Annotated in this window: 13 protein-coding genes; 5 read left to right on the top strand and 8 right to left on the bottom strand. The window is 46.8% G+C overall.

Translation table 11 applies throughout. The annotated features are described in order from the left end of the window. Positions 1-5: 5 nt before the first annotated feature. Complete coding sequence (locus RIG68_RS16710; protein ID WP_350124650.1) at positions 6-905, top strand: SPL family radical SAM protein; 900 nt, start codon at positions 6-8, stop codon at positions 903-905. On the opposite strand, the gene RIG68_RS16715 is transcribed toward RIG68_RS16710, so the two are convergent. Genes RIG68_RS16715 through RIG68_RS16725 form a run of 3 tightly spaced genes read right to left on the bottom strand, consistent with a single transcriptional unit; the run spans position 893 to position 4,186 of the window. Further along, a complete protein-coding gene (locus RIG68_RS16715) occupies positions 893-2,011 on the bottom strand; it encodes a sensor histidine kinase (RefSeq protein ID WP_350124653.1) in 1,119 nt (372 codons plus the stop codon). The two genes, RIG68_RS16710 and RIG68_RS16715, sit on opposite strands and share 13 nt — an antisense overlap. Beyond that, entirely contained in the window at positions 2,008-2,460 is a 453-nt protein-coding gene (locus tag RIG68_RS16720; RefSeq protein ID WP_350124656.1) for a response regulator, read from the bottom strand. The genes RIG68_RS16715 and RIG68_RS16720 overlap by 4 nt, the downstream gene beginning before the upstream one ends. Continuing rightward, on the bottom strand, positions 2,450-4,186 hold the full coding sequence (locus tag RIG68_RS16725) for a CHASE3 domain-containing protein (RefSeq protein ID WP_350124659.1): 1,737 nt from the start codon (positions 4,184-4,186) through the stop codon (positions 2,450-2,452). The genes RIG68_RS16720 and RIG68_RS16725 overlap by 11 nt, the downstream gene beginning before the upstream one ends. A 586-nt stretch (positions 4,187-4,772) precedes the next feature. Between RIG68_RS16725 and RIG68_RS16730 the strand changes: the two genes are divergently transcribed. The 4 genes from RIG68_RS16730 (at position 4,773) to RIG68_RS16745 (ending at position 10,530) form a co-directional block, all read left to right on the top strand. Further along, positions 4,773-6,938, top strand: a complete 2,166-nt coding sequence (locus tag RIG68_RS16730; RefSeq protein WP_350125786.1) for a DUF5916 domain-containing protein — start codon at positions 4,773-4,775, stop codon at positions 6,936-6,938. Between the two features lie 272 nt (positions 6,939-7,210). Continuing rightward, the gene (locus RIG68_RS16735) at positions 7,211-7,963 is read left to right on the top strand and encodes an SH3 domain-containing protein (protein ID WP_350124661.1); all 753 of its coding nucleotides are present in this window, start codon (positions 7,211-7,213) and stop codon (positions 7,961-7,963) included. 62 nt (positions 7,964-8,025) lie between these two features. After that, positions 8,026-8,565 (top strand): hypothetical protein, encoded by a 540-nt coding sequence (locus RIG68_RS16740; protein WP_350124664.1) that lies wholly within the window; start codon positions 8,026-8,028, stop codon positions 8,563-8,565. Positions 8,566-8,727: 162 nt separating this feature from the next. Further along, positions 8,728-10,530: a hypothetical protein gene (locus tag RIG68_RS16745; RefSeq protein ID WP_350124667.1), complete on the top strand. Its 1,803-nt coding sequence runs from the start codon at positions 8,728-8,730 to the stop codon at positions 10,528-10,530. Positions 10,531-10,939: 409 nt separating this feature from the next. On the opposite strand, the gene RIG68_RS16750 is transcribed toward RIG68_RS16745, so the two are convergent. The 5 genes from RIG68_RS16750 to RIG68_RS16770 all read right to left on the bottom strand — a co-directional run bounded on the left by RIG68_RS16750 (position 10,940) and on the right by RIG68_RS16770 (position 16,445). Next, a complete protein-coding gene (locus RIG68_RS16750) occupies positions 10,940-13,345 on the bottom strand; it encodes a PAS domain-containing sensor histidine kinase (RefSeq protein ID WP_350124670.1) in 2,406 nt (801 codons plus the stop codon). 322 nt (positions 13,346-13,667) lie between these two features. Continuing rightward, positions 13,668-14,738 (bottom strand): DUF4097 family beta strand repeat-containing protein, encoded by a 1,071-nt coding sequence (locus tag RIG68_RS16755; RefSeq protein ID WP_350072162.1) that lies wholly within the window; start codon positions 14,736-14,738, stop codon positions 13,668-13,670. A 10-nt stretch (positions 14,739-14,748) separates the two neighbouring features. Then, entirely contained in the window at positions 14,749-15,300 is a 552-nt protein-coding gene (locus tag RIG68_RS16760; protein ID WP_152000494.1) for a hypothetical protein, read from the bottom strand. Then, positions 15,293-15,916 carry an RNA polymerase sigma factor gene (locus tag RIG68_RS16765; RefSeq protein WP_226940571.1) on the bottom strand — a complete coding sequence of 208 codons (624 nt, stop codon included), beginning with the start codon at positions 15,914-15,916 and terminating at the stop codon, positions 15,293-15,295. The genes RIG68_RS16760 and RIG68_RS16765 overlap by 8 nt, the downstream gene beginning before the upstream one ends. A 76-nt stretch (positions 15,917-15,992) precedes the next feature. Beyond that, positions 15,993-16,445: a DUF5004 domain-containing protein gene (locus RIG68_RS16770; RefSeq protein WP_350124673.1), complete on the bottom strand. Its 453-nt coding sequence runs from the start codon at positions 16,443-16,445 to the stop codon at positions 15,993-15,995. Between the last annotated feature and the right edge of the window lie 70 nt (positions 16,446-16,515).

Here is a 16,515-nt window from a genome sequence, read left to right on the forward strand (position 1 = left end):
CCCCTATGCCACATTTCATCCAGGCCAAATCCATTCTCAATAAAACCAAACGGCGGGATCCCTGGTTTCTGGACGATTATACTATCAACCCTTATAGCGGCTGCTCGTTCAACTGCCTGTTTTGCCATATCCGGGGCAGCAAATACGGCGTCCATATGGAGGAAAAGCTGGCGGTAAAGGAAAATGCTCCAGCACTGCTTGATAAGGCCCTGGCGCTGCGGGCCCGAAAGGGGCAGTACGGCTACATAGTGCTTTCTTCTGCAACCGAACCATATTTACAAGCAGAAAAGACCTTCAAAGTAACCAGAAGCCTGCTTGAGGTAATCATGAAATACAGGTTCCCTCTGCACATAATTACGAAGTCGGATCTTATCTCCAGAGATTTTGATTTGCTGCAGGAAATAAAAAGCAAGGCTATTTTGCCTGATGACCTCAAAGACAAAGCTCCCTCGGGCCTGCTGATTACCTTTTCATTCTCGACAGTTAGTGACCAGCTCGCACATATTTTTGAACCGGGAGCAACACCCCCTTCGAAAAGGCTGGTCACCCTCAGCGACTGCCTGAGCAAGCAATTTCATGCAGGTGTAAGCCTAATGCCTCTATTACCCTACCTGTCTGATACCGGCGAACACCTTCACCAGATGATGGGCAGTTTTCAAAGAGTGGGAGCCAAATACGTAATGCCAGCCAGCCTGACGCTGTTTGGCAATAATGCTGCAGATAGTAAGGTGCTTGTCATGAAAGCCATAGCAGCGCACTTTCCACACCTCAACGAAAAGTACCAGCGCTTCTTTGAACACCAAAACGAAATGCCCAAATACTACACGGAAGCACTCAATAAAAAAATGGTAGAATTGGCGGCAATGTATGGCCTGCCTGATTGCATTATTTCTCAACCTGCGTGATTCGGGATTTGTATGGTCAGCTTAGTGCCTTTATCAGGCTCAGAACTCAAAATTATGCTGCCCTTTAGCCGATCTACAGTTTCCTTTACAATATACAATCCAAGACCAGCACCAGACTCAGATGTTTTGAAAAACATATTGAAAACCTGATTACGGTATTCCGGGTCAATACCCACTCCGTTGTCTTCCACAGACAAGATCGCCTTTTCCTCATCAACCACAGCCGATATCTTTATGAAGCGAGGCTCATCAGTGAGCTTTTTCGAAAACCTGATAGCATTGGATATGAGGTTATCAAAGATAAAAGTGAGCCTCAGCGCATCAGAATGAAAGGGAACATCTTGTTTGATGTCCTTCAAAATGTCTATTGACTCAAATCTCTCCAGGTACCTGAAATTGAATATGCTTTCAGTAATAACCTTATCAAGATCGACTGCCACATACTCAAGCGTTTTGCGGGTATTTTGTGAATAATCAAGTATACCTCGTACAGTATTGTCAAGCTTCACTACGCTTTGTTCCATCAAGCTTAGGTATTTTTCTACTTCAGATTGAGACACTCCGTTTAGCTTCGATAGCTGTATAAGACCCAGTACCGAGGTAAGCGGTGCCCTGAGATTGTGCGATACCCTATAAACAAAGCTGTCCAGCTCTCCGTTGATTTTCTTCAGTTGCCGGTTCTGTTTTTTCAAGTTGGCCTCGGCTTCCCTGCGCTTTCTTTCTCCTTCCTTTTGATTAATGGCATTGTAAATAGCCGAAGAAAGGCGTGCCAGATTACTCTTAAGTATGTAATCGTCGGCACCCTGCTTGAGGCACAACACTGCGAACTCTTCCGATACCGTGCCAGTCACGAGTATGAAGGGTATATCTCCCATCTCCTCCCTGCAAATTTTGAGCGCCTCGGTAGAATCAAACTGAGGAAGCAGGTGATCGGACAGCACCAAGTCCGGTTTGAAGTCAATCAGTTGGGTTACATAATCATCCCTGTTGTCTACGATAACGTCTTCAAACACTACACCTTGTCTCTTAAGATTTATCTTTAAGAGATCAGCGTCCTCTTCAAAATCCTCCAGGATCAATATTCGCAAAGAACTGGACTTGTTCATTGGTCAGTTTGGTTCGGGTTGCCGGGATAGTAGTTGGTTCTTAACCAGAAATCGCCAACGCACAGCATCTCCTGCCTGAATTTCTCAAACTGCACGTGTTTTCTCACAAAGCCGTTCACGCCAAGGGAGTAAGACTCCCGGATCACGTTATCGTCGCCACAAGATGACATGATCACAATAGGGATGTGTTTTTTCAGTTCGTCTTGTTTTATCTTTCGTAAAACTTCCAGCCCACCCACCTTTGGCATGTCCAGATCCAGCAACATGAGAACGGGTAGCCTTTTGAATGAAGCTGAAAAGAAATACTCCAGAGCTTCCGCTCCATCAGAGAAATGCACAACGCTCGTGATCAACTTTCCAGATTTGAGCACCCTGGTGGTGAGTTCTGCATCTTCCTCACTGTCGTCTACAATCACTAAATAGGGCTCTACTTCTATTTCAGCTATCATCTTTTGTGTTTTTCGTAGGTATACTAAAGTAAAATGTCGCACCTTTGTTGGGGCTAGATTCTGCCCATATATCCCCTCCGTGCCTGGAAACAATCCGATGACTCAAAGCCAGACCCACTCCGGTTCCATCGTACTCCTTCGCACTATGGAGCCGCTGGAAAACACCAAATAGTTTATCATAATAGGCCATATCAAACCCCACGCCGTTGTCCTTTATAAAGTATACTTGCCGGTGAGGTTCCGAATAACATCCAAAAGCTAGCTCAGCTCGGTAAACTTTCGAGGAGTATTTGATCGCATTTGAAATAAGATTGTACCAAACCTGCCGTATTGTTTTTTTATCCCCCCAGGCATCAAGCTCTATTTCATTTTTCAGGAGAATCCTGGGATCATCGTTCCGCACCTCCATTTCTTCCAGCACACTTTGCACCAGCAATTTCATATTAAAGGTAGACTTGATCAGCTCCTTCCGGCCCAGGCGTGAAAAATCAAGCAGGTCGTCGATGAGCCGGGCCATCCGGGCAGCGTTCCGCATCACGATACTGATCAGTCTTTTACCCTCATCGTCAAGTTTGTCATTGTACTCTTCTGCAATAATCTTCGTGTAACTATCAATTGACCGCAAAGGCGCCCGTAAGTCGTGCGAAACTGAGTAACTAAATGCTTCCAGCTCGGCATTCAAAAAATGAGCCTTTTCTTCTGCCTGCTTTCTGGCGGTGATATCGAAGATAGAAGCACGGTCCTTAATAAATTTTCCGTTCTCGTCAACTACAGCCGTTGCATTCAATATAGCTGGGAAAGAAGTACCGTCACTTCTGACAAGCTCGAATTCCACGGCATCCGCCCTCCCGCCTTCTTTAAACAATTGGAAATTCGATTTGAAAACTTCCCGCTCTTCTTCCTTCAATAAATCTGAGAAATTTTTCTTGTGTAATACCTCTTCCTTGCTGAAGCCCAGCCAGCGCAACAGCGTGTTGTTTATCTCAATAAAGTTACCGCTATCGTCAAGAGAATGGTAGCCACAAGGTGCATTGTCGTAAAGGTCTTTGATTGCTTCCGCACGCTGCCGCTGGGCCCTTTCTGCAGCCAAACGCTCCTTCATCCGACTCCGAACTATGTACAGTGTGATCACAAAAATCAATAGAATTATCAACCCAAAGGCGACATACAGTTGGTAAAACTGGCGGTTGGCGGCATTTGCAAGACCTACCCGTTTGCCTAGTAAATCTCTTTCATTGCTCTTCATACCCTCCGATATCCGTCTGATGCCATCAGTAAGTTGTTTGCCTGTCAATGAATTTCGATTTGGCGGAGTTGTAAGTTGTTGAATACCAGCACTTTCTACGGCCCCCAAAGCAATCTTTTGCGCTATTAGCTGTCCCAATGTATCTAAACTTTGGAGCTGCCTGGCATTGTCGGCTACCAACTTTTCCAAGCTATCCAGGTGTACGGCAATATCCTTGCTCCTTTGTTTGTAGGTGTCTTCAAAGGATTTATCTCCATAGATCAGGAAGCCCCGCCGACTCGATTCAATTTCAAGCAGATTTGAATAAATCGCTTCAATTTGAAAAAGCACTTCGTGTGTGTGCGATACTTCAAAGGTGATGGAACGAAACTGCGACATATTCCGGTAGGAAAAGAACATGGTGACAACCAGAAGCAAAAAAGCCGTCGCAAAACCCCCAATAATACGTTTGTCAACTTCCGATAACATTTTTCTTCTCATAAAGGCTGTCGAATGAATCTGATGCCACAGCCTATTTTTCTGTTATTTTATCCGAATTATTAATCTTTCGTAAAGCTGTTCCATACCACCAAAAGTTGACTAAAAGTGATATGAGGTAATTATTTATAATAAAAATTGTAAAATATCAACAAATAAGATAAATATTATCAGACAAGAAATATGAAATTGCATTTTGAACCTGTTATAAATCTACAGGATTTACAGAAACAAGTTCCAACCACCCATCAATTAAGACGATGCGTTTCACTTCATAGTATTGAATACCTGCTATTAACACAAGTGACTTTTTTCTTTGAAAAGCGATAGTCTTCAATTTTTTACTTTAAAAAAACGCAGCTCAATCGTGGCTAAATATGACTAATGCCGATGGAAGTAATGGCTTTAAAAAAACATGGAACTTGTTATCTCTCATGCGAACGAAAATGCTTTCAGGTTCCGTAATCAACTGACTTATGGCCGCTGGTCAAATCCGTCGTTCAAAACTTGAAATAAGGTTTTACTTTTGCCAGAACCTCTTAAACAATACCCCTACTACGTGAAGTATTTTTTACTCCTGGTGACGCTGATGAGTTTAGCACGGCATGTCACCTTTGCTCAGAAAAAAAATGAAGACTATAAGCTCCAAATCCAAAAGGCATCTTCACCAATAGTTATCGACGGTGCCATGGACGAGCAGGCCTGGCTCGACGCCGACGTCGCTACCGACTTCTTTAGTATCCTGCCCATGGATACCAGCTTTGCCAAAGTGCGCACCGATGTGCGCATGACTTACGATGAGAACACCCTCTACCTGATAGCCACCTGCTTTCACGGGCCCATTGAAGGCCCTTATTATGTGGAGTCTCTCCGAAGAGATTTCAGCTTCGGCAAAAATGACAACTTCCTGCTGTTCATGGATCCCTTTGACGACCAAACCAATGGCTTCAGTTTTGGCGCCAATGCAGCAGGTGCGCAATGGGATGGCATTATGTACAACGGAGGTTCGGTAGACCTCAGCTGGGACAACAAATGGACCTCGGCGGTGAAAAACTACGACGACCGCTACGTGTTCGAAATGGCCGTACCTTTCAAAAGCATCCGATACAAAAATGGCATCACCAATTGGGGCATCAATTTCAGTCGCCTCGACCTGAAAACAACCGAGAAATCCAGCTGGGCACCTGTGCCACGGCAGTTTCCCAGTGCTTCGCTAGCTTACACCGGCATACTCGTCTGGGATCAGCCGCCACCAGCCGCCGGGCCCAACATCTCGGTGATTCCCTACACATTGGGTCGGGTGACGAAAAACTATGAGGAGGGCACCGACGCCGACGTGACCGGCGACGTGGGAGCCGATGCCAAAATTGCCCTCACCTCGTCGCTGAACCTCGACCTCACTATCAACCCCGACTTCTCGCAGGTGGATGTAGACAGACAAGTGACCAACCTCGATCGCTTTGAGTTATTTTTTCCCGAACGACGACAGTTTTTTCTGGAAAACGGCGACCTCTTTGCCAATTTTGGCTACTCCTCCATTCGCCCCTTCTTTTCCCGGCGAGTTGGACTGGGAGTGCCTATTCAGTTTGGTGCCAGACTCAGCGGAAGAATCAATCGCAACTGGCGGGTAGGATTGATGGACATGCAAACAGGAAAGGTGGAAAAGACTGCCCTCCCTTCACAGAATTTTGCCGTGATGGCAGTGCAACGCAGGGTCTTCGCCCGCTCCAATATAGGCTTCCTGTTTGTGAACAAAGAGTCGATCAACTACACGCCTGACCTCAGCTCGGATAAGCCGTTTTACTCGCAGTACAACCGCAACATGGGGCTGGAATACAACCTGGCCACATCAAACAACAAGCTGACAGGCAAAGCGCTCTTCCTTAAGTCTTTTAGCCCCGACGTGAAAGGGCAGGACTTCACCCAGGCGGCCAACCTACAGTATTCCGGGAGGAAACTGACAGTGGCATGGCAGCACGAATATGTGGGCAAAAACTTTACTGCCGAGGCAGGCTATGTGCCCCGCAAAAATTTTATTCGTTTGTCGCCTCAGGTGAGCTACAACTTCTTTCCAAAAGGCAAGCTGCTGCTCAGCCATGGCCCTACGCTTGGCACATACACGGTGTTTAAACCGGATTTCTATCTGACCGACAACACTACCTTCGGTAGCTACAATTTCGTTTTCAGAAAGCAGGAGAGATTTACAGTGTGGCGGGGTTATGACTATGTGGAACTGTTGTTTCCCTTTGACCCCACCAACTCAGGCAAAGACAGCCTGCAAACAGGAACAAAACACAATTGGGCCTCATGGGGCACTGAGTTTAGCAGTCGGCCACAAAGTGTTTTCACCTATGGGTTCAGCACCCGCTATGGCGGCTACTATAACGACGGCACAAGATTCAACTTTACCACCGATATTGGCTACCGGTTCCAGCCCTATGTAAGCATAGCCCTAAGCTCGAGCTACAACAAGATAGTGATGGACGAGCCATGGAACACTACCAACTTCTGGCTGATTGGCCCACGCCTCGACGTGACTATGACTAACAAGCTCTATCTCACGGGCTTTTTGCAGTACAACGATCAACAAGACAATGTGAACCTGAATGCCAGGATACAGTGGCGCTATGCGCCGGCCTCCGACTTGTTCATAGTGTATACCGACAATTACCTGCCAACGCCCTATGAGTCGGGACTGTTCAATGTAAAGAACAGAGCCATTGTGCTGAAGTTTACTTACTGGTGGAATATTTAACGCACAAAAAAGCCGGTGTTTCTACCGGCTTTAGTTAATCTGCCTCCTTAGTTTTTGAAACTATTCGGCTGCGTCAGACCGCAATGCTTTCGTTTTTTGCATTCTATTCTCACTGCCTTTACAGGGAATCATCGTAGCGCAAGTATTTCAATCCAATTGATCTGGCTGTAGTTTCCATGTGGATTTTTTTGAAATAGATGATTCATTACATCTTTATTATTTCTATTTTGAAGAAACAATTATCTAACTACTACAACCAAACCAACCTAACTATGAAAAAGATAGCATTCTTTTTTCTGTCAACCTTTCTCCTGACAGCATGCTCACAAACAGAGAAAACTTCCGCCACCGGTGATACGGCGATGGAAGGTGAGGCTAGTACCGACGAAAGCGAAGCAGGCGCCCAACCACTCGCTGCGGTATGCGTGTGGGACAATCTTTCCGTAAGAGCTGAGCCCAATGCTAAAAGCAAGTACATCACCTCTATTAGTATCGGTGAAACGCTAACCCTGCTGGGAGAGTCTGCTGTTGACTCCAGCGACAACAACCGGGCCTATGCCAGGGTGAGCCTGGCTGATGGCAAAGAAGGCTGGGCACAAAGCCTGCTGGTGATTGAGGGAGGCATGGCCGCTGTGTTCACCGATGATGTGTCTATTTATAAAAGGCCCGACCTGCTCACCAAGTCCGACAAAAGCTTCAGCCAAATGGATATTGTAGCCATAAAAAGCCTGCAGGACGACTGGGCGGAAGTTGTTGGCAAACGCAACGAGGGCACCTGGATAGAAACAGGCTGGGTAAAAAAAGAAAACTTGTCGCCAAAGCCTGTTGACATTGCAGCCGCCAAATTTGGCAGGATCGCACTGAACGAAAAGGACATGGAAAAGAGAAAGCAAGCCATTTCGGATATTGTGAACAACCCTGACTTCTCTGGCTCCACGTTTATTCCCAGGCTGGAGGGCGAGCTGGAAGGAATGAATATTGACCCAATGGCTGAACCGGCCGACAGTGTGGCTGCGCAGCAGTAATCCCCGCTTTTGCATGGTTCGCTCTACCGGGCGAACCATATATTTACTTCTTTTGTGGTGTTATGCAAACACTGTACACCTCAGGCGACTGGTCGTTTCTCCTCAGCAAGGTATTCCATTCTGAATTCCTGGCCCCAACAGGGCACTATGTACAATGGAAACTTGCCAACGACTGGGACGACTACAATGAGCTGACCCATGCTACCCGTTTTTTTGATGGGGTGAAAAAGAAAGCCACCCTGGGGATAGATTCGCACTTACTGATGAAGGGCGAAGAACTGAAGGGCGCTCTTTTTATGGTGCATGGCGAGCTGGTAACAATTGAATCGAGGCATCCGATACCGAAGCCCGAAAAATCTCTTATCCTCAAATACTTCCATATCATGGAGCAGGGCCAGGGCATTGGGCAGCGATGGCTGAAAGAGGTTATCATACCCTACTATGGAAAGCTGAGCTTCACTGACATCTACCTTAGCTCCAGTCACCCAAAGTCGTTTGGTTTCTACGAGAGGTTTGGGGAAGAAATAGCGTCTTACTCCTCACCAAGCGACAACGGCTTGATGACAAGGGAAGGAAAGTGCTTTAGGATCAGCCTCGGCTAAGCCTCTTCTGAGGCAGCTATAAGCGCAACAAAACACACTACAGGCGGCGTCTGAAAATCACCTTCCCCTAACGAATACTCATTCAGCTCCAGCAATTCCTCATTTAGTGAAAATCAGGCATAAACATGCCATATTTTTATTTTCGCAAACATCAGCATTCCTATGAAAACCAACTCGCTAAAATATTTCACAATGCTGCTTCTGCTGGCCAGTTGCCAGGAACAGATCGAGCTCATCGAGCCGCAGGACATCAACCTGCTGACCGAGGCTTTGACCAACGACGACCTCGAAATGAACGACCAGGGCATCCCCAATGTGGTCTTCCGAACAACCAATAAAGGCAAACACAAAGTGGTAGTGAGAGACAATTCGGTGGTGCCCGACGAAAAGGGAAAGACCGTGCTTACAATCAGTTCCAAAGGCAACCACGGAGGGAGCGAGCACCTCTCTTTAAACTTCGGTAAAATTGACACACAGTATTCCATTCCCTACAGCCCCGGCGACAATGGGTATGAAGGCTCGGTGGTCACTATCGACCTACAGTATTTTGACAGCAAAGGCAGCCTGGTGCAATCGCACCACTATGATGCCTATGTGGACGAAAGGGGCAAAGCTATCTTGCAGGCGCCAAGCCTTGGTGAACTAACGATTCTCAGCACAGGTGCCAGCGGCAAAGAGGGCTTCCAGTTGGCTGTTTCCATTCCTATTTACAACGATCCGGCAAGTGTGGTGAGTAAAATAGATATCGCATTTACTGAATCCATGAGCGGCATGAAGCCACCGGAGAAGATTACACTAAGCGAGCTACAGAAAAAGCTTGGCACAGTGAACAGCCTTGTCTGGACACCCACTGATCCTACAGGCGGCATCTTCACCACTAGTGTGACCATGGCCGACTTGGAAGGAATAATTATCGGCGAACCCGGTGGCGGACAAACCGTCATTCAAAAAGCCGATTTCACAGGCCGTGTCAAAAGGGTAAAGATCAGAAGGCGCCGTGAAGACAACTACTTCAGAACGTCGGTAGTACTGGATGGCAACAGTGCTTCGAGCATAGTAGAACGCATCGAACTGATGATCAAAACTGAAAACGGCATAATAGAGCAAGTTGCCTACCCCACAGCCCGAAGTATTGAGAACGATGAAAACGGTGGCACCACCTACGTGGCCCAGGGCCCTGGTGACTTATTGGAAACAGACAAAGCCTACAGCGTAACGGCCATCCTGATGGGCTTTGATGGAAAACCCGTGAGCGCCTTTACTGAGAACGTGTTGGTGGAACGGCCGTGCTGCGGCCGGATTCACAGGATCAGGATCAGAGAAAACAACAGTGGAACCAATTTCCGCATCATCGTGGATGAAAACACCGATCCAAAGAATGAGCCCGCCTCCTATGTGCAGGTAAAGTTCAACGACACCTACGGCAATCCGGCACCAACCCCGGAAACTGCGGTCCTGACCTTAACCAATTCCAACATTGAAAAAGCACTCAATACCTACGTGTATAAGCCTCTCACCTTTGAGGGCAAAGTCAAGCCGATTGAGACAATCTATAGCATTACGGCCACCATGCTCCGTGCCGACGGTAGCGCCATCGGGGAGCCTTATACAAGTGATGTGATAGTGGAGGAAAAGGACCAGGAGGTCTCCATTGTCACCACTACAACAGACGGAGGAAAAACATGGGACTTTCAAATGGAAATCGCTGGTTTTAGTCACAATGAAGATGTCCTGAAGATGGAGTTTGAGCAACCATATCCAGGCCCGGAGCCCATTCAAAACCTCGTTTACTTTGTGAAACAGGTAAATGCAGACAATCGCAAGGTTTACACACTGAGCGGGGCTGAATTCAAGGGCGACGCTACAGGTGCTGAATACCCTGTAGTGGTGTACCTCAATAAACATCCTATAGGGCTAAAGTTGGGTATTAGCAAAGGCTGGGAAAGCAACTGGTATGGCGGATAAGAAGGTTTTATCCGAATAAAATCTGCTGGATAAATGAAAAATCCGATAAAAAGGTAATCACGATAAAACAAGTTGGCAGCACAGGTAAACCCCGTGTCATTTTGATGCGGGGTTTTTGTTTACTTACCCGCATTCAGCTATATGCATAAGCTGTGGGCAAAATCCATAACAAAAAAACGGATCAAGCGGAAAATCTGGGGAAATTGACCTTTAAACCCAATGTCCCAAGTGGTCATAAAAAAGCAAAAGGTCCAAGCTTATCCGACTGGAGAAGCCCGGCCGGGCGAGACGCATTGAACCAGTTTTGCTTTTTTATCTAACCACAAACCAAACACTCGATCCCCAGAAATACAGATTGATGCAAAAAAAACGACTCAGCTCACATTGGCACGAGATCCCTCCCCTAGTGTCAACCAAGCGGCAGCTCGACGGTAAACTCTGTGCCACCACCCAGTTCACTTTGGAGGTGAATTCTTCCTCCCAGTGATTCTACCTGCGTCTTGGTCATAAACAATCCCACACCTTTTCCTTCGACGCTTTCATGAAATCGCTTATACAGTCCAAAAACCTTTTCCCCATTGGTTTTCAGGTCTATGCCTGTGCCGTTGTCTTTGAAGGTAAGCACGGTGTACCCGTTTGATTGATCACTTTTTATGTCGATAGTCAACGGTTGATCACGTTTTCTGTACTTAACACTATTAGTAATGAGGTTGTGAAAAATGCTGTGCAAATAGCTCTTTAAACTGTACACCTCATCTGTTTTTGAAAAATCAATATTTACCCAAATATCATTGTGCCCCTGCTCATGCCCTATCATCACTTGAATTTCTTCCACCAGTCCACGCAGGCCTATTTTTTCCTTTGTTTGTGTGAGCTGCTGACGCACCTGTAATACCTGGTCCAGGTCTTTAATGACCTGATCGAGTTTTTTTGTGGTGGACTCCATGGAGGTTAAACACATCTGAAAGGATTGCTCGTCCAGCGCAGAGGACTTTAGCAACCCCGAAAGCCCAAGTATGTTGGCAACAGGCCCTCTCAGGTTATGTGAAACTATATAAGTAAACTGCTCAAGTGCCACGTTTCGTTGCAGCAGGTCGTTGGTGATTTTGTCTCTTTCCTTTTCAAGCAGCGTTTGAGTAGTTATGTCTCTCATGGCCCCTACCATTCGCTCCGCCTGGCCCTGGCTGTTGCGAATAATCAGGCCCCTGTCGCTGACGTAGGCCAATTCACCATTTTTCCGATAAAACCGATACTCATCTTCCCACACATTGGCTCGGGGGTCCTCTATGCAGCTCATCATGTGCTGGTGCACACGAGCCTGATCCTCCTCATGCACCTGTTCTATCCATCCATCTTTGAGCATTTCATCGGCTACGCTTATTCCTCCAAACACTTCAATGAAAGTATTTGAACGATACACCATGTCATCCATCAGATTCCAGTCCCAAATCACATCTTTCGTAGCCCTGGTGACCAACTCGTACCTCTCATTGCTCACCTTGATTTGCTCAAGATGATTTTTCTCTTTCGTGATCTCATGGGTGGCTACGCTCATACCGATGAGCTCATCATTTTCACTTACAATGGGATGTATGCTTACAGAAAACCAGCATTCCGGGCGGTCAGCATTTGCGTAGTGGGACTCGTAGACCAACTTTTGCTTCGAAAGCGCTACACTTTCCAGTGCTTGCCTTACTATTTCCTTCCTGCCTGGCAGCACGATGTCCTCGTATTTTTCACCAATAATCATTGCATATCCAGCCTCTCTTCTGGCCAATTCATCGGCTTGCCGGTTGAACAATAGAATTCTTCTTTCAGCGTCAAGCAGTACAAATGCTGTATCGGTATTTTCGAGAATGTTTTTAAAATTGGCCTTGGCCTCTTCCAGTGACAGAGATGCTCGCTTCTGCTCGGTTACGTCCTGCAATATACCAATCACTTTCACTGGCTTGTTGCGCAAGCCGTTAATGATTATCTCACCACGGCCAACTACATGAAGCAACTGGCCCTGCCGGGTAATCACTCTGCATTCTACCTCAAAAGGCGACGATACCGCCATTGCTTCCCCAACTACGGCGTGCACCCTTTTTCTATCATCCGGGTGAATGTGCGAAGTGATTACATGAACGTCAGGAACAATCTCTCCTGGTTCATAGCCAAGAATCCGATAACACTCGTCAGACAACCGAAGAGAGCCGGCAAGCGAATTCAGCGACTGTTGCAGGCCCATCTCCCAGCTACCCACCCTGGCAATACGCTGAGTCATACTAAGATGAGTCTCCTTATTCTGTATCTCCTCCTGCGCTCTTTTTTGGCCCGTAATATCGTGCACTATGGCAATCAGCCGAAGGGGTTCACCACTTTCCGGGTCACGCACGAGCGTTCCCCTCTGACACACGAAGCATTCGCTACCGTCCTTTCTGATCAGCCAGTGTTCCATGCGGCAATCTTCTCCCGATGCAATCATTTGCCCAAGAGTGGTCTCCACCAGCCGTTTGTCGGCAGGTAGCAAGTGAGCAAAATAGAGCTCCAGGGTTACCGGCACCTCATTTCTGGCATACCCGAAAATCCCGTACATCTCTTCTGACCAATCCAACTGTCCTCTCAGAGGGTTCTGGCTGTCCAAAGTCAATTCCCAGGTACCCATACTGCCGATTTGCTGAGACACGAGAGAGCGGATTTCTTCGCCAGACAGCTGCTTTTCAAAATTTTCGTAGCTTTCGCTAACGGTCTGCAGGAACCCTTCAAGATGCGGGGGTATCGTTTCACCAGCAGAAAGAAACTGTTCAAGCTGGCGCTGTAAAAGCTTATTCAACTGACCAGGTTTTAGTAAATCAGGAGCGTGACGGTCGTTCTCCTCGGGTATATACATAGTGGTTGCACGAAAATTCTTGATAGAACTTTTAAAGAAAAAACTTGATGGTTCCAGGGGAAAGCAATTGCTAGCAAAAGCCCGCTCGCAATTTTAGAGAAATTAGCTGAACGAGCAAACATAATGGAAAGGTATAGTTCCAGGCACAACTACATAAAGCCTTACAAAGGGTTAAATATATCTGGCGTCAGTGGTGACGGGAAAAGGCACAAAAGGCCGCCCAGTTTCCACTGGCACGGCCTTTAAGGACTTGAATTATTGCTTATTACTGCACTGTTCTTACTCTTACATCACCGTAGTCGCTGCTGAGGTTGATGGTGCCACCCTGGCCCGTGCCCAGCTTGCCACGGTATTCCTTGCTGTTGTGGTCTTTCACCACATAATTGAATTCGAAGGGCACACCTGAGTACGACATGTCGCAGTACTTCAGGTTGGCTTCTACTGAAGCGTTGGCTCCACTTTCCAATCCAATATCAAACGACCCAAACTTACCGTCGAGGCTGATGCGCTGAAAGCCCTTGCTCACCTTGCGCACTGTGAAGTCGCCAGAGTAGCTGGTGGTCAGATCCATTGACTTCCGAAGCAGGTCGAGTTCAAAGCCCGAGAAGCTCACCCTACCTGTGATGTTGTTGAGCGAGCCGAATTCCACACTGCCATATTTGGCGTCGAGGTTCACGTCCAGCAGCTCTTCAATATCGAGGTCCGAAAACTGACTATTGATAGTAGCGTTGCCCACTTTGCCCACATCGAGCTTACTGTATTTCACCGTCATATCGGTCTTTTTGGTGCTGGCAATGTCGCCGCTACCAAACGATAGCTCCAGCCTGAGATCGTTCGAAAATGTTTCGGCTTTGATATTGCCATAAGCAATGTCAAGGGTGGCCGGGCCATCGTAGGAACCAATGTAGGTGTCGCCAAAGCTGTTCTTCACTATGAGCGGCAGGTTCGAAGGCATTTTAATCGTGTAGTTGATCTCGAACTCTTCGTTGTTGCGGTTGTTCAAACTGCCGTCGATTCTCGTCTCAAACGAAATCGCCTGCGACGACTCCATGATAGTGACATTGATCTGGTCAAGCATCTTCATGGCCCTGGATTCATTTCGGTTATCTACTTTGATCACCACCTCCACGTCTATTTGTGGTTTGTCCCAGGTAGAAATCTCCACTTTCCCGAACTTATTCCTTACCGAAAACTCGAGGCGGTTGTCATTTACCTTGTACGATTTCGACACCCTCTTCTCTTTTTCAGAGCCCTGAGCACTCGCCAAGTCTGCCACGAACAGCAGACAAAGGGCCAGTGCCGAATATTTCAAATGTTTATACATTCCTTTTTTCATGATCTTTCTCTTAAATAGAAACTGCTTCCTCCTGCGCTTTTTTCTGCTGAATCCGCTGCAGAAGACTGATTTGTTGATTTAGAATTTCGACACGCAATTGGAGATTGCGAATTACTGCATCCATCAGTTTCTCATTATATTGAAAGCTTTTCAATTCATTTTTTAAGTCCATGTACATGGAGTCAAGTTTCTCCACATCCTGCAAAAACTCTTCTTCGAGATCGCTATTGGCCAGGCGAAAGTCTTCTATCTCCTGTTTCTTCTGGCTGATCAATGTTGTGTAATAGTGATCAGCCTCCACAAACTCCTTGTACTCTTCACTTACAGCCACTTCATTTCCTCCGTTTTCCCTGTACTGCATCACTTTTTCCACTGCAAACCAGGAGCTGGTAAGAAAGAAAAACACTGCCGCTACTCTCCATGTCCAGTTCCACATGGGAACAGGTTCCTTTTTGTCTTTATCAAGCCCTTTGCTAATGTTGGCCCATACCTTATCGGAGGCTTCCTTGTCATCAAAGTCCCCCTTGTGGTTGCGAATAAATTCTTCTAAACGACTACTCATAATTCACCTCCGACTTCAAAATTTCTCTCAATCTGCTTTTTGCCCTATTAAACTGCGACTTCGATGTTGATTCTGTTATGCCCAATATGTCCGCAATTTCACGATGATCGTAGCCTTCCAACAGGTAAAGCGACAACACCGCTCTGAAACCGTCTGGAAGTTGTGGAATGGCTCTCTTGATCCTTTCCACACTTAACAAAACTTCAGGATCATTTTCAACCGAAGTTTGCTCTTCGGCCACGTCCACTTCACCAATTTCCTGGTCACTCATTTCCAGCTTTCGCTTGCGAAGGTGGTTGATACCTTTGTTCACCACTATCCGCTTTAGCCAGGCACCAAAGGTGGCGTCGCCCTTGTACGACTGAATATTGCGAAAGGCACTTAAGAAAGACTCCTGCAGGATGTCTTCTGCATCAGATTGGTTGTTCACTATCCGCCATGCCACATTCAGCATGGCTTTGTTATACAGTTTGTAAAGCTGGTATTGCGCCTCTCTGCTCCCCTCCCGACAACTGTCGATAAGGGACTGATGGATATTGACAACGGCGCTTTTCCCTTCCTCCGTCACTGTATATGCTTGTGAATCCTCCAACCTGTATGCAATTGCTTTCTCCAAAACTTTCGAAATTCTATACCAAAGACCTTGGGAGAAATAGAGGGTTGCATGAGGAGTTTAAATGTGAAAAATTGTTCTATTGTTTTTGCTGAATACCGTCGTACTCATCGTCCGGATGGCCGTCATTGTCCCAGTCGAGGCGGGAAACGAACCTGGCCTGGTTGTTTTCCAGTAGTTGAAAAAGGTAGCTATTGTCGCCCTCGTCGGACGACAGGTAGAGGCTGTCGCCAATGAAATGCCAATGCCCTCCCGACTCAAAAATCAGAGAGTCGCTAAGGTTATAGTAGCGGGACATGTAGGTACCATCGCTATTGAAGGTAGTTCGGATCGGGCGCATTTGGAGAACGCTGTCCCAGTCGCCATTCTTGATGGTCAGTGTGGAGTCAGCTGAGCTGTTGGCGATAGTATGCTGGATCAGTTGCAGCGACACATTCCTCCATTCGCCTTCGATGAGTTCGTAGTTATCGGGTTGGCTTGTGCAGGAAGCCAGCAAACAAGCGAGGCAAACAAAAGAGTAAATAGCCTTCATTGGATCATGATAGGGATATACTAATGGTTCAGTTCATGTAAAACCCAGGGCATTTGCAACAGCTCACAAA

It is taken from the genome of Imperialibacter sp. (genome assembly GCF_040222385.1).
Lineage (GTDB): Bacteria > Bacteroidota > Bacteroidia > Cytophagales > Cyclobacteriaceae > Imperialibacter.